Source organism: Enterococcus pernyi (genome assembly GCF_045371165.1).
Classification (GTDB): domain Bacteria; phylum Bacillota; class Bacilli; order Lactobacillales; family Enterococcaceae; genus Enterococcus_B; species Enterococcus_B pernyi.
Map to the genome: position 1 here is coordinate 175363 of NZ_JBIQDM010000004.1, position 23643 is coordinate 199005.

The 23643-nt window shown below is 39.1% G+C and carries 18 protein-coding genes and 1 pseudogene; 6 read left to right on the forward strand and 13 right to left on the reverse strand.

The genetic code is table 11. The features are described from left to right. Window positions 1–42: 42 nt before the first annotated feature. From mngB to ACH0AK_RS06935, 4 genes are all read right to left on the reverse strand, one after another. On the reverse strand, window positions 43–2718 hold the full coding sequence (gene mngB, locus ACH0AK_RS06920) for a mannosylglycerate hydrolase (protein ID WP_194179569.1): 2676 nt from the start codon (window positions 2716–2718) through the stop codon (window positions 43–45). Window positions 2719–2937: 219 nt separating this feature from the next. Continuing rightward, on the reverse strand, window positions 2938–4038 hold the full coding sequence (locus ACH0AK_RS06925; RefSeq protein WP_010734326.1) for a PTS fructose transporter subunit IIC: 1101 nt from the start codon (window positions 4036–4038) through the stop codon (window positions 2938–2940). Between the two features lie 18 nt (window positions 4039–4056). Beyond that, complete coding sequence (locus tag ACH0AK_RS06930) at window positions 4057–4380, reverse strand: PTS fructose transporter subunit IIB (RefSeq protein WP_005225262.1); 324 nt, start codon at window positions 4378–4380, stop codon at window positions 4057–4059. Continuing rightward, the gene (locus tag ACH0AK_RS06935; protein WP_226076164.1) at window positions 4377–4838 is read right to left on the reverse strand and encodes a PTS sugar transporter subunit IIA; all 462 of its coding nucleotides are present in this window, start codon (window positions 4836–4838) and stop codon (window positions 4377–4379) included. Before ACH0AK_RS06935 ends, ACH0AK_RS06930 begins: the two co-directional genes overlap by 4 nt. Window positions 4839–5085: 247 nt before the next feature. On the opposite strand from ACH0AK_RS06935, the gene ACH0AK_RS06940 reads away from it, so the two are divergent. Continuing rightward, window positions 5086–7020, forward strand: coding sequence for a BglG family transcription antiterminator (locus tag ACH0AK_RS06940; protein WP_023520324.1), 1935 nt, complete (start codon window positions 5086–5088; stop codon window positions 7018–7020). A 203-nt stretch (window positions 7021–7223) separates the two neighbouring features. Here ACH0AK_RS06940 and ACH0AK_RS06945 read toward each other — a convergent pair. The 5 genes and pseudogenes from ACH0AK_RS06945 to ACH0AK_RS06965 form a co-directional block, all read right to left on the reverse strand. Beyond that, window positions 7224–7589 (reverse strand): annotated as a pseudogene (locus ACH0AK_RS06945) (HAD hydrolase family protein); the annotation flags it as partial. A 55-nt stretch (window positions 7590–7644) separates the two neighbouring features. After that, entirely contained in the window at window positions 7645–9375 is a 1731-nt protein-coding gene (locus ACH0AK_RS06950; protein WP_010734322.1) for an ABC transporter permease/substrate binding protein, read from the reverse strand. After that, a complete protein-coding gene (locus ACH0AK_RS06955) occupies window positions 9368–10561 on the reverse strand; it encodes a quaternary amine ABC transporter ATP-binding protein (RefSeq protein WP_019723090.1) in 1194 nt (397 codons plus the stop codon). The genes ACH0AK_RS06950 and ACH0AK_RS06955 overlap by 8 nt, the downstream gene beginning before the upstream one ends. Window positions 10562–10757: 196 nt before the next feature. Further along, complete coding sequence (locus tag ACH0AK_RS06960; RefSeq protein ID WP_010734320.1) at window positions 10758–11393, reverse strand: GntR family transcriptional regulator; 636 nt, start codon at window positions 11391–11393, stop codon at window positions 10758–10760. A 235-nt stretch (window positions 11394–11628) separates the two neighbouring features. Beyond that, entirely contained in the window at window positions 11629–12447 is an 819-nt protein-coding gene (locus tag ACH0AK_RS06965; RefSeq protein ID WP_023520326.1) for a GH25 family lysozyme, read from the reverse strand. 649 nt (window positions 12448–13096) lie between these two features. On the opposite strand from ACH0AK_RS06965, the gene nrdH reads away from it, so the two are divergent. The 3 genes from nrdH (at window position 13097) to nrdF (ending at window position 16679) form a co-directional block, all read left to right on the forward strand. Further along, window positions 13097–13321, forward strand: coding sequence for a glutaredoxin-like protein NrdH (nrdH, locus tag ACH0AK_RS06970; RefSeq protein WP_010734318.1), 225 nt, complete (start codon window positions 13097–13099; stop codon window positions 13319–13321). A gap of 181 nt (window positions 13322–13502) precedes the next feature. Beyond that, window positions 13503–15662: a class 1b ribonucleoside-diphosphate reductase subunit alpha gene (gene nrdE / locus ACH0AK_RS06975; RefSeq protein WP_023520327.1), complete on the forward strand. Its 2160-nt coding sequence runs from the start codon at window positions 13503–13505 to the stop codon at window positions 15660–15662. Between the two features lie 51 nt (window positions 15663–15713). Then, on the forward strand, window positions 15714–16679 hold the full coding sequence (gene nrdF, locus ACH0AK_RS06980; RefSeq protein WP_010734316.1) for a class 1b ribonucleoside-diphosphate reductase subunit beta: 966 nt from the start codon (window positions 15714–15716) through the stop codon (window positions 16677–16679). Window positions 16680–16755: 76 nt separating this feature from the next. Here the strand turns inward: nrdF and ACH0AK_RS06985 are convergent, their stop codons facing one another. From ACH0AK_RS06985 to ACH0AK_RS06995, 3 genes are read right to left on the reverse strand one after another with little or no spacing between them, the layout of a single operon-like run. After that, window positions 16756–17790, reverse strand: a complete 1035-nt coding sequence (locus ACH0AK_RS06985) for an NAD(P)H-dependent amine dehydrogenase family protein (protein ID WP_499796808.1) — start codon at window positions 17788–17790, stop codon at window positions 16756–16758. A 28-nt stretch (window positions 17791–17818) separates the two neighbouring features. After that, a complete protein-coding gene (gene ald, locus ACH0AK_RS06990) occupies window positions 17819–18919 on the reverse strand; it encodes an alanine dehydrogenase (RefSeq protein ID WP_023520329.1) in 1101 nt (366 codons plus the stop codon). 18 nt (window positions 18920–18937) lie between these two features. After that, complete coding sequence (locus ACH0AK_RS06995) at window positions 18938–20278, reverse strand: aminotransferase class III-fold pyridoxal phosphate-dependent enzyme (RefSeq protein ID WP_023520330.1); 1341 nt, start codon at window positions 20276–20278, stop codon at window positions 18938–18940. A 286-nt stretch (window positions 20279–20564) separates the two neighbouring features. Here ACH0AK_RS06995 and ACH0AK_RS07000 point away from each other — a divergent pair, with 286 nt between their 5' ends. Next, window positions 20565–21593 (forward strand): AEC family transporter, encoded by a 1029-nt coding sequence (locus ACH0AK_RS07000; protein ID WP_226076166.1) that lies wholly within the window; start codon window positions 20565–20567, stop codon window positions 21591–21593. A 39-nt stretch (window positions 21594–21632) separates the two neighbouring features. Further along, a complete protein-coding gene (locus tag ACH0AK_RS07005) occupies window positions 21633–22649 on the forward strand; it encodes an NAD(P)-dependent oxidoreductase (RefSeq protein WP_224434258.1) in 1017 nt (338 codons plus the stop codon). 311 nt (window positions 22650–22960) lie between these two features. Here ACH0AK_RS07005 and ACH0AK_RS07010 read toward each other — a convergent pair whose 3' ends face one another. After that, entirely contained in the window at window positions 22961–23593 is a 633-nt protein-coding gene (locus ACH0AK_RS07010; RefSeq protein WP_010734310.1) for an NAD(P)H-binding protein, read from the reverse strand. Between the last annotated feature and the right edge of the window lie 50 nt (window positions 23594–23643).

Here is a 23643-nt window from a genome sequence, read left to right on the forward strand (position 1 = left end):
TAAGCGGACTCACTACTTCGCGTCACTTTTTCTCAGTAGCGATCATTCCACATACAATGTCACAAATTTTGCATGGTCAATCTTTTCAAGAGTGACGGCATTATTTTCCACCAGAAGTGCTTCTTTCTTAGCTTCTTTTAGATTGACTGTTTCTACTACGTTCACTGGATGGTTGAATGTGATAGTCGCATGTCCCACTTCATCTAAAAGCCCATTGTATAGACGCAAAATGTAACCTGAACGCTCTTCCGCCTTTTTCAATACACTCAAGGTTAGATTGCCATTGATCTCAAAAAGACTAAAGTTTGTCGGCAAAGTTGGCTCAACCGATCCTAAAGTAAAAATCAATCGGGAATTCAGGAATTCTGCGTATTGATAAAGAGTGATCGGTGTTACTGCTTGTTTGGCACGTTGTGCGACATTTGCTTGGTCAAATCCCTGAGCAAAGTAAGCAATGGAGAAATCAAAATGCATCGTTTTGTGGCACTGTGCAGCTGGTGTCTCAATCACTGATTCTCCTGAAGCACGCCCTGGGCGATACAGTAGATTCTCTTTCCCCATGAAGCCATAGGTCCGGAAAATGGTTAAGCGAATCGTATCAAACGCTTCTCCCACAATCTCATATTCACGTACCCCTTGGGGCATGACTGCTACGCCATGGGACGCATCGAATAAACCGACAAAGGATTGACAAGTTTCTATGGCAATCGGTTGCTCATTCCATTGCTCTTTATTGGTTTCCCAAAGGGCCATTTCTTTTTCAAATACAACTGGGCGCTCCAACGTACCAAACTGTTGATCAGCAAGCGAAAATTTCGAGGAAATCCCAGTATTAAATAGCACACATACCCGATGACTGTCCACTTGTTGGTTTTCAACCGTTAATTTGAAATCAATTTGTTGTGATTGTTTTTTCAACACCATCGTCAATTGGATCGGCAGTGGAGATGAGACTTTCTTTTCTGCACGTTCAGCTAAATCCTTCGGAACCTTCAACGTGTAAGCTACATGGATTTTCTGATAAATCTCTGATTGCTGAATGGTGATCGTTGGTTGCGCATCAATTGATGAAATCACAAAATCTTTCACAGGTGGTGAATAATTGAATGAATCACCATCGTCGCCATTTTCTTCAATGATCCCTTGGTTTTGGTAAAGCACTTGATTGGTTTTATCAAGAATATCCAAAGAACCATTGTTATTGACAGTGATCTGATAGTACTCGTTTTCAACCGTATTGGTTTTTACCTCCTGCAATGGTGCGCTTGTATCACCTTTCAAATCAACCGTCAGCTGGGTATACCCCATACTCGGCACATCCGTCGTTTCTAAGGCAATCTTCGCTTTATAGACTTTCTCCGGCAAATAGATTTCCTTGACTGGATTTAAAATATTTCCTTGATTCAAAACATACTCCGTTTGGTCGGTAAGCTCTAAAATCGTATAAGGCAACGCCTGACCAGCTTGATCAAGAATCGCAAACTCTTTTTGTGGCAAATAAACCTCTGCTTCAATGACCCCATTGCGCCCTGTATCATAGGTATTGAAGAGCGTGAAAGTAATTTCTTGTGCTTGTGGGTTATTGATTGCAGTAGAAATCTGTCGTAAAGTCAATTCGACAAGATTCATGGAAATATCTCGCGCCTGCTTATAGCGCATATAGATATCTTCATTGGTCGTATCAGAAACACAAGAACCAATGGAATCATGCGCCGCATTTTCAAACATTAACTTCCAAATCTCTATGACTGTTTCCACGGGGTACTCAAATCCTAATTGCATGGCCATCGTTAAGATAGGCTCCATGACATTGACTAAGTAATGTTGGATCTGAGTGTTCATCGCCTTCAAATCAGGACGTGAAGAAAAAATCGTTTTATGGATTCGCATCAATTTGCCATTGATCAGTTCACCGGCGATTTCTTCCAACTCAGGATGGCCTTCTTTGACTGCGGCAATGTATTTTTCAATCGTTGAAAATTGTAACTCATACTCATCCTCATAAAGTTGATTCATTCGATCAACTAATTCTGGAAGATTTTCTCTGACTGGTGCTTGGTCGAAACCATTTGGAAAATACACTTGATCGGTAGCACTGCGTCCCCAAGTCGTTTTAAACGGTTCTTGATGTAAGAACTCTGCTAATTCTGCTTCTCGTTCTGGAATGGCACCGCCAATGTAGTACCCACTTGGGATCTGGTAGACATTGACCACCGAACCATCTTCTCCACGCCATTTGTACTCTGTATATTTAACGTCGTCATCACTGACACCACGCCAAAACATCGTATCATTGATACCAAACTCACGATAGATTTGTGGCATACTGGCTGCTTGGCCGAAAGAATCTGGGACGTACCCAACATTCATGTATGTCCCGAAATCTTCACAAATTTTCATGCCGTATAACATATTCCGAACAATGCTTTCTCCCGAAATCACTAATTGATCGGTTTGAGTGTACCATGGGCCAATGATCAACTTCCCTTGTTGAACAAGTTGTTGAATCCTTTCTTTGTCCTGCGGACGCCACTTCAAGTAATCATCTAACAGCGAAGCCTGTCCATCTAAAATGAAGCTCTCATAGGGATCATCCTTTTCTAGTTGTTCAATGACTTTTCTTAAATTGTGCATCAAATAGATTTTCGAGCGACTTGTAGTAAAATACCATTCGCGATCCCAATGACTGTGGGGTACGACATGTACTGTTTTTTTCATTCAATCATTCCTCTCCCGTTATTAAAAAAGGCACGTAACGATGGTTGTCGTTAGTGCCTATTAATTTTTCTCAATTTTTTTACCATCTGGTACGCATAATTTGTTCCTTACGTAAAATATTTCGAATTTTGCCATTTTCGTACAAGCTAAAAGCGTTCTTAGAAAATCATCTGCTCGTGCCTTTTCTTTCGCTACTATTTAGCTAATCGGCTTTGTTACTCAATTTTCAAAGCTCAATTCAATATCATCAAGCGTAATGTCTTCTTTTTGTTCTTCTTGCTTATTGAAATTCACAAATAAAGGAGCGACAAAACCGATGAAAGCAGCTCCTGCAAATAGTCCAATCAAATACGCCCAACCGTTCCCAACAGTGAAGAAGCCATAAATCCCTCCAACAGGCGGCATTTTGTCATACATTCCTAACGCGATCCCCAAACCTGAAGCGATTGCTCCTCCCAACATGTTGATCGGTACAAGCCGTAATGGATTGACTAATGTAAAAGGAATTGCTCCTTCTGTGATTCCGATAAAGCCCATAATAAAGTTATTACGGCCAGCATCCAATAGCTCTTTATTGAATCGATTTTTGTGGAATAAAGTTGCTAAGGCGTATCCAAATGGCACCGCACAAATCGCAACATTTACGATAATTGCTGGTAAATACACACCTTCAGCTAGTAAAACATTTCCTGCCATCCAAGCAGCTTTGTTTACAGGCCCCCCTAAGTCAGAGCCAATCATTGCCCCCATGATGACTGCAAGCAAAATTTTGTTGACGTCGTTTTCAATCATGGTTCGAATCCATTCAACCAAGCTAGTATTAATCCATGCCAATGGCTCAGAGAGTAATGCGCCCATGACGATCGCTACGGATAATGTAGCAATCAAGGGTAAAATGACCAGCGGCATCACTCCAGCAAATGACTCCGGTAATTTGATATGTTCTTTAGCCCACTTCACTAAGTATCCTGCTAAGAACCCAGCAATAACTGCCCCTAAAAAACCAGCATTTGTGCTAGAAGCGACCGCACCGCCGATAAAGCCGGCCCCTAAAGCAGCTTTATCTCCAACAGAATACGCTATAAACCCAGCTAAGACAGTATTGATCAAACCGATTCCTGTCCACCCTACTTGTTCAATCAAATAAAGCGCATGTTTAAAGCCTTCAGTGCCAGCATAAGGATCTAAGCTTGTTATCCCCATACCAAGAGCAATCATTTTCGGAATGGCAACAACTAGTGAAGCGCCAATAATCAACGGCAGTACAAAACTAATTCCACTCATCAAGTGGCCTTTTACATCTGCTAGAACTCTTTTCATCATCCTTGCCTCTTTCCTTTAGTTTGCGTTTCTTTGTTCCACAGCTGCGACACATTTCTTTAGCACCGCTTCCGGTGCTTTGATACACGTATTAATATTTACCCGAATTTGCGGTTTTCCTTCAAACCGTTCCATCCCAACAACTTTTTGATCAGTCGCTAAAAGTAAGAAATCTGCTTCTTTTGCTTCTGCTGCAGTGATCTCGTTGACTTGCCCTAACGAACCTTGCTGTTCGATTTTGACCTCATAGCCCAGTTTCACACCAGCTTTTTCTAAAGCTTTTGCGGCCATCGGTGTATGTGCCAATCCTGCTGGACAGGCGGAAATCCCTACTATTTTCATATGATTTTCTCTCCCATCATTTCCTTTTTGATCAATTCTGCTAAATAAGCTTTATCTTTCGATTGTTGAATCTGCTGGATGAATGTATCTTCAAGCAACGCTGTTGCTAGGCGACTCAACATTTGCAAATGCACCGTTCCTTCATCTTTTTTAGGAACCATCAAAGCAAACACATTTTTGACTGCAGAATCATCGAAGGTTTCCCATTCGATGGCTTGTTCTAAGTGAATAAACAAAACGGTCGGTTTCAAAACCGGTTCAGCTTTTGCATGCGGAATAGCAAAGCCTTCTTGTAAGCCAGTTGAATATTGTGCTTCCCGTTCAATGAATGCCGCATATGTGTCTGTTGCATCGGTAACGATTCCGGATTCATAGGCATGATTCGCAATCACGTGAAACAGTTCTTCTTTTGATCTAACAGCCACATTCAAGAGAATATTTTTTTCCTGAAAATCCATCTCATCTGCTCCTTTCCTTTATTCTAAAACCATCATAGTAATTCGTGTGGTTTATTTTCTGTACACGTTTAATTTACGGTTTCTGATACAAGATGTAAACACACCAAATTTCCAATTCAAGTGGCAATCATTAGTAAAGCGTTTTCCAAAATGATTGCCAACTCTTCTGGAAATTTTCAGTACTAGTGAAGCATTTCATTCTTATTCTTTCTATTGTATGATGAGGAAGAGCACGGAGGTGAAACAATTGTCAAAACTTGCTTATCAACGATTAGATGATCTATTGGAAGTATTAACTAGACAAACGGTGCCGCTACCAATGAAGGAGTTAACGAAAAACTTCTCGATTTCTGAACGAACGGTTCGGACAGACATTGCGAATTTAAATGATTTATTAACAAACGTGGGAGCCTCCATCAAGTTGATTCGAGGGCAAGGCTATTTGTTGTCCATTGGTTCAAAAGAACAATTTCATGACTGGTGGACAGAAAGTATGTCAACCACAGAGTTCTTTCTAACCACTAGTGAAGAACGACAAACCTACCTACTTTTCCTATTATTCAAGAATGAAAACCCTTTATCCTTGGATGATTTTCTCGATCGGTTATTTATTAGTAAAAACACATTTTACTCATACTTAAAAACGGCTCGAGACAATTTAGCCACCTATCACTTAAAAATAGTAAATCGTCCAAATATTGGCTTTGAAGTCTTGGGTAACGAATTCGCCAAGCGTCAGGCTATCAGTGATCTGTTAATTGAAAAAGATCTACAAGAGTACTTGATCGGTTTTACAGAAATGGAACTTGAGTTGTTTGATACGATCAATCTAGTCCACTTACAAGAATTGGCATTAAATCATCTGGCATCCTTAGACTTGTTAGACTCTGACTACTATCATAAAAACATTCTTTCTCATTTTGCTTTAGCAATCAGCCGCTTTATAGCTGGCCATGAGATCAACGAATTTCCCTTGCATGTGCCTGCGCTCAAAAAAGACGCCCAGAAAGTAGTTGGTCATTTCTTAGAAGAAATCGATCATGCATTTGATATACAATTGACTGCAGGAGAAAAACAATACTTTATTTACTATCTTGCGATGAATGCACCACGTTTAGTTGAAACTGGCGATTCAAACGATTCTTCCACAGAAACTGCTAAAGCTATCGTCGAAGAATTACTAACTGCGATCAAACAGACGTCAAACTATGCATTAGAGACAGATAAGATGCTAATAGAAGATCTGACTTCTCATATAGAAGGTTTTATCAATATGAATCTAATGGATGCACGCCGCAGCAATCCATTACTGGCAACGATCAAAAAATCTTTTCCACAGGCTTATGATTTATGTTTGACCCATTTAGAAACGGTAAGCATGAAACATGGTTTTTATTTTTCTTCTGATGAGATCGGTTATATTGCTTTGCACATCGCAGGTGCTATGGAAAGGAGTTCTATCAGAAATCATCATAAACATCGCGTCATCCTTGTTTGTGGAACCGGTCGAGCCATGAGCCGTATTATTGAAGCGAAAATCATCAAGCACTATCAAGAAACGGTCGAAGTCGTTGATCGCTTTTCTTATGTTGAACTACAACAATGTGATCTTTCTGCAATTGATTTTGTAATCACAACCGTTCCATTAGAGCTGTTTTCTGTTCCTTCAATTTATATCAACATGGCACAACTAGACAAGGAAATCAGCAAAATCGAATCGTTCATTGAAACACTAAGCGAAGCAAAAAACGGCATCTATTCATTGTTTCAAGAAGCATTTTTTCTTCATGAAAATCATGCAGATAAAGAGACCCTGTTAGAGAAAATGGCACAGCAATTGTACCAAAAAGATTTTGTGCCAAAAGATTTTTATGACAGTGTGAAGAAACGAGAAGCAATCAATCAGACGAATATCAACGAGTGGTTAGCTATCCCCCATCCCATGACATTGATGGCGAAACGCTCGGTTGTTTCAGTGGCAATCATTCCAGATGGCGTTGATTGGGGAAATGGTGACTTGGTTAGATTTGTCTTTCTCTTTGCGATACAAAAAAACGAATATGAAGAGACAGAAGAAATCTATAGTCTTTTATTAGAGTTGATGGATCGTGAAGATGTTCAACAAGCAATCTTGCAAAAAAGTGATTATCACCACTTTTTGAGTTGTATGAAACAATTATAAAAAACTGGGATCACCGCTAGTAGCTTTACACGTCTAAATCAATCAGATGACTGGAACAGTGTTAAATTTGGCACAATGATCTTATTAGCTCATGCAGCTGATTTATCACTTGATAGATTCGTTGATTATTTACAGACAAAAAAAGAGTCTTCTGCCAATTAAATGGTTGAAGGCTCTTTCTCTGAAATCAACTCACTGGGTTTTCATGCTTGTAAAGCAATCATTTTTTTGATGGTATGGAGTACCGCATCTTCATCGTTCGACTTTGTCACAAATTGTGCAACTTCTTTGATTTGCTCAAAGGCATTGCTCATCGCAAAGCTGTAAGCGGCACATTCTAATAACTCGACATCATTTAGACCATCGCCAAATACCATGGTTTCTTCTGGTGTGACGTGGAGAATTCTTTGCAATTCTGTCACTGTTGTTCCTTTATGGACATTAAGATTTGAGATATCGATCCAAGCGGCTTCTGAAGCAACGATATAGGCTTTTTTTTTTAATTTTTCCAATTGTTTGACATGTTCAAAACAGTTTTTTTTCGGATCAAACACGGTGATTTCCAAAAAAATGACTTTACCGAAACAGTTTTTGTTTCAGTAAAGTCGATTTTTTTTTATTTATTTAGTTTTTCCAACTAGCAACTTTTTCTTGGTTCTTATCGATCCATTCTCTTGCTGCTTGTTGTGGATCTTTGCCGTTGTTGATTTCCAACATGACTTCTTCCATGTCTTTTTCTGTCCAGTTGAATTTATCCAACACAGCGTATGCTTCTGGTTGATCTTCTTTTAAGCCTTGGCGGACGATAGTGTGGATTTCTTCCGCATCTCCCATCGCATTTTTTGGATCTTCTAGATATTTCAAGTCATACTTCGCAAACATCCAGTGTGGTGTCCAACCAGTAAAGACGATTGGTTCTTGATTTTTGATTGCTTGTCCTAATGCAACCGTCATTGCACCTGAAGAAGAGGTCTCAACTGTCCACCCCTCCAGATTTGGATATTGGGCAATCGTATTTTCTGCAGCATTCACCACACCTGCACCAGGTTCGATACCGGTGATTTTTTTGCCTGCTTCATCGGTTAGATCCGCAATCGAGTTAACATCCATGTATGCTGGAACAGCTAATCCGACTTTGGCACCTTTCAAGTTTGCACCTAGATCATCGACTTGATCTTTGTATTGTTCATATTGAGAACCATGAGTCTTAGGTAACCAAGCAGCCACCATTCCATCTGATTCTCCTTTTGCAACGGATTCCCACATGATCGAATTATCAAGAGGTGTCACTTTCACATCATAGCCCATCTCTTTTAAGACTTCTGCTACGACATTTGTTGAAGCAACTTCTGTATCCCATTCCACATAAGAAAGATTGATCGTGTTTGTTTCTTTTGTTGAAGAACTAAAACTTCCAACACCGATCGCACCTAATAAAACAACGACTACTGCACCAATGATCACTCCTTGGCGCTTTTTATTTTTTTGTTTCGCAGTACCTGCTGCTTTTTGATCATTTGGTTGATTCAAGTGTTGCGTAAAACGGTCAATGATAATGGCTAAGATCACCAATGCTACCCCATTGACAAAACCATTTCCGACTTGTGCACGTTGTAAAGCAGAAAGGACACCACGACCTAAACCAGGCGCTCCGATCATTGAGGCAATCACGACCATTGAAAGAGAAAGCATAGTTGTCTGATTGATCCCTGCCATGATCGTTCCTTTTGCTAGTGGTAATTCAAGTTTCACTAGTTTTTGCCAACTCGTACTACCAAATGAATCAGACGCTTCTACTAACTCTTTCGGTACTTGGCGAATACCTAGGTTCGTAAAGCGAACAGTTGGTGGTAAGGCAAAAATCACTGAGGCAAACACCCCTGGAACCATACCAATTCCGAAAAAGGCAACCGCTGGAATCAAATAAACAAAACCAGGCATTGTTTGCATAAAGTCAAGGATCGGTTTAATGATTCCTTGCGCTTTATCATTTTTCGCCATGAGAATACCAAGAGGTACACCAATGATGATCGAGATCACACTAGATAGTAAAACCAATGTGACAGTATTCATCAAATCTGTCCATAGCCCTTGATTATAAATGAACCATAAGCCAATCAAAGTAAATAATGTCAATCCGGGACGTTTTTTTGAAATAAAGAACGCTGCAACTGCCATTAAAAGAATAAATAGTGGTGCTGGTATCACTAATAAAAGATTCGTGATAGCTGTCATCACTGCTTGACCAATCGTTTGAAGGAATGAGAACAGTCCTGCGAACGTTGTTGTCAACCAATCAGTGATCGTTTCGACCCAGTCAGCGACGGGTATTTGATAGTTCAATAGATTATTCATGTTCGCTCACCTCACTTGTTGCTGCTAATGCTTCGATTACGCTACCTCGGATAATAACGCCTTTTAATTTCCCGTTATCAACCACGGCTAATGGAGTCGGCGAATCATAAATAATATTGAAGATATCACTAACTAACATATCTTTACCGATCACGGTAACATTTTCATCAAGGAAATCGATCAATGGACGTTTTTGACGTCTTGCTTCTAATGCTTGATCTGCTGTAATGATCCCTTTTAAGTTACGTTTTCTATCAACAGCCATCAACATGCTGACTTCTTCATTACGCATACGTGTCAACGCAACGTTTGGACCATCTGATTCGATGTTTGTTGTTAGTGCAGGAACCATGATGTTTTGCGCCGTCAAGACTTTCGAGCGATCGACTTCTTCAACGAATTCTCTCACGTAATCATTGGCTGGATTAGTCAAGATTTCTTCCCCAGTACCGATTTGCATGATTTCTCCGTCTTTCATCAACGCAATGCGATCCCCGATACGCAATGCTTCATTTAAATCATGTGTGATAAAGATGATCGTTTTTTGCACATTGGATTGTAGTTCCAATAACTCATCTTGCATTTCACGACGAATCAATGGATCAAGTGCTGAGAAAGCTTCATCCATCAATAGGATCTCTGGATCATTTGCCAATGCTCGGGCTAACCCAACACGTTGTTGCATCCCACCAGATAATTGACTAGGATATTGATCTTTAAAGGATAACAAGCTTGAGTTCTCTAACGCTTTTTCTGCTTTAGCTTGACGTTCTTCTTTAGGAACACCGCGAACTTCAAGACCGTATTCTGTATTTTCTAAAATCGTACGATGTGGGAATAGACCGAAGTTTTGGAACACCATGTTGATTTTGTGACGACGAACTTCGCGAAGTTCTTCTTTGCTAAGTGTTGAGATGTCTTCTCCATCAATCAAGATATTGCCAGATGTTGGTTCAATCAAACGATTCAATAGACGGATCAAGGTTGATTTCCCACTCCCCGAAAGTCCCATGATCACGAAGATCTCACCTTCTTGTACATCAAAACTCGCTTCATATACACCGACAGTTGCGCCGGTTTTTTGTAAAATCTCTGTTTTCGATTGGTGCTTTTTCATCATTTCCAAAGCAGTTTGTGTTCGTTTACCAAATATTTTCGTTAAGTTTTTGACTTCTACTTTTACCAAACAAATTCTCCTTTGTATGTAAATTCATTTTTCTTTCTGAAAAAAGTGACCACACTACGATAACACCATGTAGTCACTTTGTCAAAATTCAAGCATCTCTATTCTTAGTGAAACTATACAAAAAAATGGTCAATCCCTTATCAGTATAGGGATTGACCAAAATTAGAATTAAATGAGATTTTTCTTATCCGCTCGTTCACTGCCCATCTGGATAAAAAAAGTTTGTCATTCGTTGCAGCGTATACTCGTTCCCAATAAAGTGGACAGTATCCCCCGCTGAAAATTTAGCATATGGACCAGGCGAGACCAACAGTTCTTGATCGTGGGAAATTGCAATCACTGTTGCACCAGTGGCTTGCCAAATATTCAATTCGCTGATGGATTGGTTTAAGTGAGCCGCTTCCTCTGTCAAAGCAAGTTCAAAAGGCAGAAGTGGGTTCATCTTATGTATTCGTTTCGTTTGGCTCACCAGTTGATCCAATAGTTGTGAAAAATGGTTCAATTCTTCTTGTTGTTTTTTCACGCTTTCCATGATTTCTGCTTTTGTTTCTTGGATCGATTGCACATCTTGGTATTGTAAAAGGAAATCCTTTGCTTTTTCTTTAGATGCTACAAACGCGCCACTGCCATGACGAACTTCCATGATCCCCAGATCGACCAAAACATTGATTGCTTTACGAGTCGTCTCTGGCGAAGCGTTATACGTGCTTGCTAAAGTGGATCTTGCATGGATCTTCTCGCCGATTTGATAACGATTTTCTACGATTCGTTCAGCCAAATCAACAGCGATCTGTTGATAACGTGGGCGAACCAGTTTGGTTTTTTCACTCATTTTATTCTTCCTCTTTCATCTACTTGTCAGCTAACATCTTACTATGGACGCTTCAAAGAAGCAAAAGTAAACTTGTTTTATTTTTTTCTTCTATACAAGAAATCCGGTAGTTATCAGTTGATTTCTCAAACTAAACAGTTCGTATCACTCACTTCGAGAATAAAGCGACAACCACGAAAATCAAAAAATTTTCGTGGTTGTCTTTTTGTTTCTTGCGCTAAAAAATAAATTTCATTTAACTTGTAAATTTTTTCAAATAGTCACTACTTACATCAAAATGACGGCTAGGAAATTCTGGGAAATAAAGATCACTTGCCCACTGCCAAGCTGCTGTATCTGTATGCAAAGGATTTTTATCAGAAGGATCGTAGGGCCACTGTGCAACCCAACAATTTTCTTTTCCTAGACGTGTCATATCCAATTTGTTTTCGGTGAACCAAGAAGCACTCGAATAGTGGGCGACGTTTTGATAGCCTCCCTGTTGGATCGCTTTTTGGAAAACCAATGCATTATCTGTCACTTTGTCCACGTTCATCTTTGGATTTTCGCTATCGTTGACAACAACAGTTGACGATGACAGGTTCAACTCTTTCATATAATCCAATAAAAACTGAGCTTCCCCTTTTGTGTCAGCTTCTTCATTGAACCACGCATAATGATAGACACTTACTTTTAGGCCTGCCGCAACGGCTGAAGCAATCTGTTCAGGAGCAAGCGGATTTTTATACGAGTCTCCTTCAGTCAATTTTATGACTACCCCTTTAATGCCGTAGGTTTTCATCGTTTGAAATTCTTCACTCGATATCTTGCCATTATTGGAAGATATGTCAATAAAATCTTTAGCTGGTCTGCCTGGTTCTGCAGCGGAGATTCCTGAATCGTCTGTCAGACTTCGAGTGAATGACTCTGAGAATTGGTTGCTGCTACCTAACACATGTTGATTTTTTTCAGTAATCGTAGGTTTGATTGGAATCGAAGTTGCCTGTGCTGTTCCTCCAACGTAAACTAGTAAAGTAAAACAAATAACACCTACCCATTTGACCATTGTACGCATCTTGGATCGCTTCCTTTTATTGAATTTTCAAAGCATCAACAAGACGTCCTGTTGGCTCTATTTAAACAAAAATCTAGGAATAAAAAAACAGATAACATGACAATTAACCAATTTTTAAACATAACATCGTTATTAAAAATTAAAAAAATATTGTTAGTTCAATTTTTACAACATTTATCATCTTACTACTATATATAGTGAGTACTCTTTTGACTTTTGCTATTTTGATTCGGGTTTCTCTTTTCGATGATCCTTAGACACTTCATGATCATTTTTCGTTTTGTGAAAAAATTTCTATCTCTAAAATGTATAAATACCTTTTTCTTCTGGTTTTGATCTGCATTTATTTCTCTTCTTCTTTCCATCATTTTGCATACCTTTTTCGTTTGTGATTTTTCGATCGAACATTCATTTATTGGCAAGCAAAGGTTAAAAAAATATTTTTTAACGGAGTTTTCCACAAGCATTTCTGTATTAATACAAGCGAATCTGCACGAGATACTTGTTTTCATTGTTTTTCAAAAACCACAAAACATAGTATTCCACAATTTCCACAACACAAGATGTAGTGTTTGTTGATTGACTTTTTTACTAATAGATTTATACTATTGATTATAGAGAAAACACACGAGCAAGGAGGCAAATAATAATGAACGTAAAAATCTTTTCAAAAAATAATTGTATGCAATGTAAAATGGTGAAACGCTTTTTAGCTGAAAATAAAATCGACTTTGAAGAAGTAAATATCGACGAGCAACCTGAAGCAATCTCATGGTTAAAAGACCAAGGATTCCAAAGTGTTCCGGTCATCACTTCAGACGCAGCGACTGTCATTGGTTTCAGACCAGATCAACTACGTCACTTAGCTAGCTAAGAATCATTCAAACAGTTGTCAAATAGATCGAGGATTTACTTGATCCTCTGCCACCATGGATTTGATGGACTTACGGATATTGTCCGTAACCTCCCCAAATCCTTTTTTACAGCAATGAACACCACTATATCTTGTGGTCAAACACGTATCATCAAAATCAAAAAGAAGGTTGGGCGTATGTATGAGTCTTAAAAATCTAAAAGATGTCAGCTACTTTAAGCTGAACAATGAAATCAATCGACCAGTCAACGGGCAAATCCCTTTAAATAAAGATAAAGAAGCTTTAGCTGCTTTTTTTGAAGAAAATGTCAAACCAAATACGATGACGTTTCCAACAGTGATCGACAAAATCCAGTATTTGATCGACAACCAATATTTAGAAGCAGAGTTCATTCAATTATATAGTAGTGAATTTATTGAAAAACTTTATCAATTCCTATTCGAACAAAACTTTACATTTAAATCATTCATGGCAGCCTATAAGTTCTACTCTCAATATGCGTTAAAAACAAATGATGGTTCTGCCTACTTGGAATCTTATGAAGATCGTGTCGCATTCAATGCGTTGTACTTTGCGAATGGCGACGAAGAACTAGCCTTAGCTTTAGCTGATGAAATGATCCACCAACGTTATCAACCAGCAACCCCTTCATTTTTGAATGCTGGACGTAAACGTCGTGGTGAACTTGTTTCTTGTTTCTTGACTCAAGTAACGGATGATATGAATTCAATCGGTCGTTCGATCAACTCTGCCTTACAACTTTCACGAATCGGTGGTGGTGTTGGGATCACACTTTCTAACTTACGTGAAGCCGGAGCGCCGATCAAAGGATACGAAGGTGCAGCTAGCGGTGTTGTTCCAGTCATGAAATTGTTTGAAGATAGCTTTAGTTATTCGAACCAATTAGGACAACGTCAAGGTGCGGGTGTCGTTTATTTAAACGTCTTCCACCCAGACATCATGATGTTCCTTTCAGCAAAAAAAGAAAATGCAGACGAAAAGATTCGCGTGAAGACTTTATCACTTGGTGTGATCGTCCCAGATAAATTCTATGAATTAGCACGTAAAAACCAAGAAATGTATCTATTCAGTCCTTATAGTGTGGAAAAAGAATATGGTGTGCCATTTTCTTACGTAGATATCACTGCGGAATATGACAATTTAGTCGCAAATCCAAATATCCGTAAACAAAAAATCAAAGCCCGTGATTTAGAAAATGAAATCTCTAAATTACAACAAGAGTCTGGTTATCCGTATATCATCAATATTGATACGGCAAATCGTGAAAATCCTGTAGACGGTAAAATTATCATGAGTAACTTATGTTCTGAGATTTTACAAGTACAGACACCTTCTGTCATCAATGGCAAGCAAGAATATGAAGAGTTAGGGACAGACATCTCATGTAACTTAGGTTCTACAAACATCGTCAATTTGATGGATAGCCCTGACTTTGGTCGCTCTGTCCGCACGATGACTCGTGCATTGACGTATATCACAGATGCTTCAGACATTGACGTGGTTCCACCGATCCAAAACGGGAACAAATTGAATCATACGATCGGACTTGGTGCCATGGGACTTCATACTTATTTTGCCAAAGAGCAAATGGAATATGGTTCCGAAGAATCAATTGATTTTACCAATGTTTATTTCATGTTGTTGAATTACTGGACACTTATTGAAAGTAACAATATCGCACGTGAGAGAAAACAAGTCTTCCATAATTTTGAAAAATCAGCTTATGCAGACGGCACTTATTTTGATAAATATGTCACTGGCGAATTCCAACCAAAATCTGAACGAGTTGCTGCTTTGTTTGATGGTATCTTTATTCCGACTGCCCAAGACTGGGAAAACTTGAAGCAAGCAATCATGAAAGATGGTTTGTATCACCAAAATCGTTTAGCTGTAGCACCTAATGGTTCTATTTCTTATATCAATGATACTAGTGCAAGTATCCATCCGATCACTCGTATGATCGAAGAACGCCAAGAAAAGAAAATTGGGAAAATCTATTACCCAGCGCCTTATTTATCAAATGAAACAATCCCGTATTACACTTCTGCTTATGATATGGATATGCGTAAAGTGATCGATATTTATGCCACAGCACAAAAACATGTGGATCAAGGAATGAGTATGACGTTGTTTATGCGTTCAGAAATCCCAGAAGGTTTGTACGAATGGAAAGAAACGACAAAACAATCCACACGTGATCTAAATATTCTAAGACACTACGCTTTCCACAAAGGAATCAAATCGATTTATTATGTACGTACGTTTACAGACGATGCAGAAGAAATCGGCAGCAACCAATGTGAAAGCTGTGTGATCTAATTTCACTTAGTGATAGAACCCGTTACTGGATTTTAATAAAGGAGCATTCTCATGTCAGAAACTTATTATGCAGCGATAAACTGGAATGAAATTGAAGATATCATTGATAAATCGACTTGGGAGAAATTAACTGAGCAATTTTGGTTAGACACACGTATCCCTTTGTCAAATGACTTAGACGACTGGCGTACGCTTTCCCAATTAGAAAAAGATACAGTTGGTCACGTATTTGGTGGATTGACTTTACTTGATACCGTCCAATCAGAAAGCGGGATGGATCAATTACGTAAAGATGTCCGCACGCCCCATGAAGAAGCGGTATTGAACAATATCCAATTTATGGAGTCTGTCCATGCGAAAAGTTACTCTTCGATCTTCAGTACATTGAATACGAAAAAAGAAATCGAAGAAATCTTTGAATGGACGAATACCAATCCTTATCTACAGAAAAAAGCGGAGCGTATCAATGAGATCTACAAAAACGGTACGCCGTTAGAGAAAAAAATTGCGAGTGTCTTTTTAGAAACCTTCTTATTTTACTCAGGATTCTATACACCACTTTATTATTTAGGAAATAATAAATTAGCCAACGTGGCAGAGATCATCAAGTTGATCATTCGTGACGAATCTGTCCATGGCACGTATATTGGCTATAAATTCCAACTAGGTTACAACGAATTACCTGAAGAAGAACAAGAAACATTGAAAGACTGGATGTATAATTTGTTATATGAATTATACGAAAACGAAGAGCGCTACACAGAAGAATTATATGATCCAATCGGTTGGACGGAAGAAGTCAAAACATTCTTACGCTACAATGCAAATAAAGCATTGATGAATCTAGGAATGGACCCACTATTCCCTGATACAGCAAACGATGTCAACCCAATCGTGATGAATGGGATCTCTACTGGTACAAGTAACCACGATTTCTTCTCTCAAGTCGGAAACGGCTACCTATTAGGTAACGTAGAAGCGATGAAAGATGAAGATTACTTGATTGGTTTAGACTAAACAAAAAAAGAGCTTGGATATTGCATCCTCGCTCTTTTTTTGTTTCTCTTTAACCAACTACCAACCTTAGTTCTGCCTATTTTTTATCTAAATAAAGATGTGCTGGATACGTCATATATTCGACAGGTTGCAATTGATCGATCGTGACATAGCCTGCGTTTGAATTGATCACCGTAGGTATCCGGTTAATCAACGTAGCGCACGTATGCTTTGGTGTATCTGGTTTGGTCACTTCAAATTGCATACTTGGCGTTCCTTCGATCGACCAAGTACATAAATCGCCTTCACCTGTCTGATAGACTTTCCCAGTACAACCGACTTCCACCACTGGACCTTGTACCGTTTCAATCGTTGCAACGGCAGACATGCCGATCGCTTCGCCTACTTTGATCGGCCGTTCCATTGTTTTCGATGGAATATCTTTATCTAAAACGATTGGAACGTTCTTTTGAGCAATGCGTTTGATCGTCCAACCCATTTTGGCACAGATGGCTTCTGCGGTCATCCAAGAATAGGAAGGCAAATCGGTTGCATTGGCAATTTCTTTGTCAAATTTTACTTGATCATAGCCCACACCATGCGCTTCCGCTAACGCTTTCCCATAGTGTTCGACATCATAACTAACTTCCCCACTGATTTTTTGTACATCATTCATGCCAGCAGCCAGCAGCGTTGGAAACAACACCCAGTAAATATCTTGCATTCCTGTTCCTGAAATCGTAACGTTGTTGGCTTTTGCGATTTTATCCAAACGATTGGTTTCTGCAACCGAAGTCGTCCAAGAATATAAAGCTTCTTCACTGATTGTTAAAACATTGACTCCATAGGTCAAGGGTATCTCTAAACTTGGCATGAAATCTTTGATATAACTAGCTATCGTGACTAATGCCACATCGGCATCACAGTTTTGAAATACTTCATGGGGATCGTTAGAGATTTTCACTCCTAAAGCTTGGTCATATCCTAAATATAGCCCCAGATCCTGACCGATCGCCTCTGGACGATTGTCTACAGCTCCAACGATTTCAATATCTTTTGCCATGGCATATTTGATAATCTCTTTCGACATTTTTCCACAGCCGACTTGGACCATACGAATTTTTTTAGTCATTGTATTTCCCTCACTTTTTAGAAAATTTTTAAACGAGCTCACGAATATCGTCAACGGTTCGCTCAAAGACTTCCCCCACTTCAGGACAGGTCAGTTTTCCTTTATAGGTACCGATTCCTGGTAGGATCTCTGGATACGTTTGGATGACTTCTGTCAGTGATTGGGAGGCTAAGCCCTTGATATATCTCATCGTGACATTCGTTAAAGCTAACGTAGACGTTTGAGGAACTAAACCTGGCATATTCGCAACCGAGTAGTGGATCACTCCATGTTTAACGAAAGTCGGTTCTTCATGGGTGGTTGGCTGGCTCGTTTCAAAACAGCCGCCTTGGTCAATCGCAATATCCACCAAGATCGTTCCTTCTTTCATCTGCTTCACTAATTCTTCTGTGATAAGATGTGGGGCTTTTTTACCTGGTAATAAGACTGAACCAATCACGATATCACTAGTCAATGCCATTTTCTCAATATTCGCTGGGCTTGAGTAGAGGGTTTTTACTTGTCCATTAAACATCTCTGACAATTCACGTAAGCGGTCGACATTGATATCTAAGATCGTCACATCTGCTCCTAATCCGTGCAAGTAATGTGCCGCACTCACTCCGGCGATCCCACCACCTAAAATAGTTGCCTGAACCGGTAAAACACCTGTTACACCTGAAATCAATTTTCCACTTTGCTTCGCTAAAATCTCCGCACCCAATAGACCGCCTAAACGGCCAGCGACTTCACTCATTGGTGCGAGTAATGGGAATGCTCCGTTTTTCGTAACCATTTCATAGGCAATCGCTGTTGTTCCAGACTTGATCAATGCTTCAGTCAATTCAAGATTTGCGGCTAGATGCAAGTACGTAAACAAAATCAAATCGTTTCTAAAGTATTGATATTCTGATGCTAGTGGTTCTTTGACTTTCACGACGATTTCTGCCGACCAGACTGTCTCTGGATCAGCTTTGATCTGAGCGCCAGCTTCACGGTATTGACTATCTGTAAAGCCTGATCCTTCCCCTGCACGTTCTTCTACATAAACGATATGACCTGCTGTTACTAACTCTTTGACTCCTGCGGGTGTCACGCCTACACGTTTCTCTGAATTTTTGATTTCTTTTGGTACACCAATGATTGTCATATTATATCCTCCTTTGAATTATTGTTGCTTTTGCCACTTCTCAAAGCCCATATGAATCGCATCGAATAGTTGATCTGCGTTTTCCTTTGAAAAGGTCAACGATGGTGAAATGATAATCGTTTGTAATTCATCACGTAGCAAGACGCCTGCATTGATGGCATAATCAGCCACGGCTTGTACATTCTTTGCTGTTTGTTCCACATCATATTTCCCTGTATTCTCAAAATCGATAGCGATCATCAAGCCTTTTCCACGAACATCACTAATGCAGTCATATGTTCCTTCAAGTCCTTTTAGACGTTCCAATAAATATGCACCGACTTCACGGGCATTTTCAACTAAATTTTCTTCTTCCACAATACGTAAAGCTTCTAATGCTGCCACACAGCCGAGCGGATGTCCACCGTAAGTATGCCCATGGATAATGACATTAGCTCCATTGGTCGCTGATTCGATGCCTTCAACGATGCGTTTGTTAAAAACAGTAGCCCCTAGTGGAACATACCCAGAAGATAATCCTTTCGCTAGAACCATAGCATCTGGTTTGATGCCCCAGCCACGACTACCAAAAAGATGTCCTGAACGGCCAAAACCTGTCACCACTTCATCTGCAATCAATAAAATATCATAAGTATCACAAACCTCCCTTAAAGCTGGCCAATAAGAAGTTGGTGGAACGATGATACCGCCAGCACCTTGGATCGGTTCAGCAATAAATGCAGCAATATGATCTGCGCCAATCTGTTCAATCGTTTCAACTAGTTCAGCGATACAGTGTTTTGTCAATTCTTCTGGATCTTGGCAATTCCAATTATTTTTCTTCAAATGCGGGGAAGAGACACGTACACAATCTTGTAAACCTGGACCAATAAATTCCCGATAGATTGGGTTGCCACCTATCGACGTTCCACCATAATGCATCCCATGATAGGCTTTTTCCAATGACAGAAATACTTTCTTTGTCGGTTTACCTACTGCTTGCCAGTATTGTCTTGTGATTTTTAAAGCAGTATCTACTGAATCACTTCCTCCAGAAGTAAAGAATACTTTCGCCATCTCTTCTTCTTGCGTCATTTGAATGATTTTTTCTGCCAAGTCATATGCCTTGGGATGGGCAATATTCGTAAACAATTGATAGTAAGATAATTTTTCCATTTGATCAGCAATTGCTCGGTTCATTTCAGGGCGATTATGACCAACGTTCATACACCATAATCCACCAACACCATCGAGTAATTTTCTCCCCGTATCATCATAGATAAAATTCCCATCTCCACGTTCGATAACGATTGTTTCTTCTTCACTTGCTCGAGTATCCGTCATCGGATGCCAAAAATACTTTTTCTTGCGATTGTTCATATTATTCTCTCCTTTATCTGCTTTCCTGTTTACATGTTAAGACTAAAGGGTAGAACAACTCTAAGGTCAATCTTTTTTTTATTCTTTTAATAAAATCGCTTACATTAAAAAAGTAAAAAAATCACTTATATAGAAGAAAAAATACTTTTGTGATTTTATTTGTAAAGCATATTGACCTTATAACGATTCTAACCTCTAGGATGTAATTGAGGAGGAGTGGTACACATGCACAGCTGATTAAATAAACAAATTAAAACATTCACAAGAATTGAGGAGGAAAATTTAAATGTCACTATCAGAAACATTAAGCAATGTCATCAACATGGAAATTATCAGTGCGATCACTTCCACACTGTTTATTATATTATTAGGTTACTTTTTAAGAAAGCGTGAGGTTTTCTCATCAGATGTCGGAAAGACTTTGTCTAAGGTCGTCTTAACTGTCGCAATTCCTGCATTAGCTTTTAATTCGTTTATGCAGGAATTGAATGATGAAGTATTGAATCAAGGAATCAACATTTTGATTCTCGGAATCTTAGTCCACGTTTTCTTGATTTTTCTAAGTAAATTCTTCTTTTTTAGATATGCACCAAATAAAGAAGACACATTGCGTGTACTCTCTATTTTCGGGTCAACAACATTCTTCGGTATTCCTGTCGTCGGTGCAGTTTTTGGCGCAGAAGGGATTTTGTACGCATCGATTTTTAACATTGGTTATCGTATCTTTTTATACTCTTATGCTTATCTAAAGATGAGCAGATTGAAAATGGCACGCAAGAATATTAGAGAAATGATCTTGAACCCAATCGTATTGGCAACGTTTATCGGATTATTTATTTGGCTCTTCCAAGATAGCTTACCTCAAATTGCTCAGTCTAGTTCTGAATCTGTTGCTTTTTTAAGAATCGATCAGACGTTGCCATGGCTATTTAAACCTTTGACGTTCCTCTCTAGTTTAGCCTCCCCACTCGCTTGGTTGGCAATCGGGATCACATTAGGCGATCTGCCATTCGGAAAAACCCTCAGCAGTCACACCTCTTGGTACTATTCATTCATCAAAGTCATTGTCTTCCCACTTGTGATTTTACTTTCAATTTTACTGTTGAACGCAATGAATATTTTACCAGTGAATTCAGTTGGTCTAAGTACGATGATCATTATGATGGCTACTCCAGCTGCAACAGTTGCGGTTGCTTATGCCATCAATTTTGAAAAAGAAGCAGTACTTGCCTCTAATGCCTCTTTACTTTCTACACTCTTCTCGATCGTCTTAATCCCTATCTGGATCATCGTCTTAAACTTGATTGGAAATTAACCCACATTATATAATTAATTAACGAAAGGAAACTATACTATGAAAAATTTAAATGTTGTATGTTATGGTGTTCGCCCTGCTGAAAGATCTCTCTTTCAGCAGTTGAATGTCCACGGATTCAACTTGAAACTAGTAGAAGATTTATTAAATGAGACAAATTACGCAGAAGCAAAAGGAATGGATGCCATCATCGTTCGAGGAAATTGTTTAGCAAATCGCATGAATATCGAACGCTTTGCCCAATTCGGGATCAGGTTCCTCCTCACGCGTACAGTGGGGACAAATCATATTGATTTAATAGCAGCTCACGATCATGGAATGCAAGTCGCGTATGTACCATTTTATTCACCAAATGCAATCGCTGAATTATCTGTTACTTTAGCAATGATGCTTTTACGTAGAACAACTCATACAACGAATAAAACAGCTGCTTATAATTTTACGATTGATCGCTTTATGTTCAGTAAAGAAGTCCGAAACTGTACAGTTGGAATCGTTGGCGTGGGGAACATCGGACTAACAGAAGCAAAACTTTTCAAAGGATTAGGCGCAACGGTGATTGGTAATGATCTATATCCAAGTGAAGAAGCAAAAGCATTCATCGAATTTAAGTCGCTTGATGACTTACTGGCAGAAAGTGATATCGTCAGTATCCATATTCCTTACATCCCCGGTAAAAATGAACGTTTCATTAATGAAGATTTTATCGAAAAAATGAAGGATGATGCGATTTTGATCAACACTGCTAGAGGAGAGTTACAGGATAATCAAGCAATCCTTGATGCGTTGACAAGCAAAAAACTATCTGGATTTGGTACAGATGTCTTGCCTAATGAAGCGCTGATTTTCAACAAAAATTTTGATGAAGATCCCTTATTGATCGATGCAACAGCTAAGGCGCTGATCGATATGTATCCGCGAGTGATCATTACTCCACATATTGGTTCGAACACCGACGAAGCAGTATCTAATATGATCGAAACAAGTTTTGACAATCTTTATAAAATGTTCAATCAATTGGACTGTGCCAACACGCTTCCCACTCAGGCTGGATAGTCGCCATCAAAGAATCAGCGATCCGATATTGCACCGAAGCGTTTAGCCTCATGAAATAAGGCGATAGCTATAAAAATTGCTCTTCCAATTTTTGTAGCTGTTGCCTTATTTTCGAAGTGGTTTCGTTAATTCTTCCCGTTGATTTGTTTGTATGGTGACAGACAAAAGTGAATCTTACGTTTGTCTTAACTACTTTCCTTTCGATCATCACAAAAAATAGTAAGACAGAATCCCCAGAAAATCAAAGAATGCTTTCTGGGGGTCCTGCCTTATTTCAAAGCTGAAAATTTCTGTCAAACCTCAATTATTTTTTACTCGTGTATTTTTTCCTTTGCTGTTAATGCAATAGAGTCATACATATGAGTAGTTGGCTCGTTGATCAAAGTTGCTAGGTATTTCCCTACAGTTTGTCGGCTGATTTCACCAATGTAACTTTTTCCGTTTCTATTCTCGATACGAATATCCTCAACAATCTCTTTATCGGTTAACCAATTAGGACGGATGATGGTAAAGTCTAGATGACTGTTCTCAATCAAATCTGCTGCAATACGCTGGTCCCCTAAATAAGTATCAGGATCGCGATAGTCGCCCAACTCTGCAACTGCTTCTTCGTCATTGAAGTCAACTTCACCGTAGATCCCAAGTGTTGCCATCCAATATACGCGTTTGATCTTATTCTGGTTCATCGCCTCGATCACATGTTTAGCTAAAGGCACCATATTGTAAGGACCTAAGCAAGAATAAACGATATCAATGCCTTTCATTGCATGAACCAAATCATCTAGATTCATCGCATCACCAATGATACTTCGCTCCTTATCAAAGACTTTATCCGGATTTCTCAAAAATAAAGTGACATTCACAGTAGGATCATTTTTTAAAAATTCATAGCTATATTTAGCAATTGGTGCTGATGCACCAAGGATCAATACGTTTTTTTTCAATCTATTTCCACCTCTAGTTTTGATTTTTTACTTGTACAACGCTCCTCCTT

Bases quoted from the DNA above. Each gene is read 5' to 3' on its own strand.
- ACH0AK_RS06930 (WP_005225262.1), bottom strand. From the start codon at position 4,380: ATGAAAATAGTAGGGATTTCCGCCTGTCCAGCAGGATTGGCACATACA.
- ACH0AK_RS07005 (WP_224434258.1), top strand. From the start codon at position 21,633: ATGAAAAATTTAAATGTTGTATGTTATGGTGTTCGCCCTGCTGAAAGA.
- nrdH (WP_010734318.1), top strand. From the start codon at position 13,097: ATGAACGTAAAAATCTTTTCAAAAAATAATTGTATGCAATGTAAAATG.
- nrdE (WP_023520327.1), top strand. From the start codon at position 13,503: ATGAGTCTTAAAAATCTAAAAGATGTCAGCTACTTTAAGCTGAACAAT.
- ACH0AK_RS06965 (WP_023520326.1), bottom strand. From the start codon at position 12,447: ATGCGTACAATGGTCAAATGGGTAGGTGTTATTTGTTTTACTTTACTA.
- nrdF (WP_010734316.1), top strand. From the start codon at position 15,714: ATGTCAGAAACTTATTATGCAGCGATAAACTGGAATGAAATTGAAGAT.
- ACH0AK_RS06960 (WP_010734320.1), bottom strand. From the start codon at position 11,393: ATGAGTGAAAAAACCAAACTGGTTCGCCCACGTTATCAACAGATCGCT.
- ACH0AK_RS06950 (WP_010734322.1), bottom strand. From the start codon at position 9,375: ATGAATAATCTATTGAACTATCAAATACCCGTCGCTGACTGGGTCGAA.
- mngB (WP_194179569.1), bottom strand. From the start codon at position 2,718: ATGAAAAAAACAGTACATGTCGTACCCCACAGTCATTGGGATCGCGAA.
- ald (WP_023520329.1), bottom strand. From the start codon at position 18,919: ATGACAATCATTGGTGTACCAAAAGAAATCAAAAATTCAGAGAAACGT.
- ACH0AK_RS06985 (WP_499796808.1), bottom strand. From the start codon at position 17,790: ATGACTAAAAAAATTCGTATGGTCCAAGTCGGCTGTGGAAAAATGTCG.
- ACH0AK_RS06935 (WP_226076164.1), bottom strand. From the start codon at position 4,838: ATGGATTTTCAGGAAAAAAATATTCTCTTGAATGTGGCTGTTAGATCA.
- ACH0AK_RS06925 (WP_010734326.1), bottom strand. From the start codon at position 4,038: ATGAAAAGAGTTCTAGCAGATGTAAAAGGCCACTTGATGAGTGGAATT.
- ACH0AK_RS07000 (WP_226076166.1), top strand. From the start codon at position 20,565: ATGTCACTATCAGAAACATTAAGCAATGTCATCAACATGGAAATTATC.
- ACH0AK_RS06995 (WP_023520330.1), bottom strand. From the start codon at position 20,278: ATGAACAATCGCAAGAAAAAGTATTTTTGGCATCCGATGACGGATACT.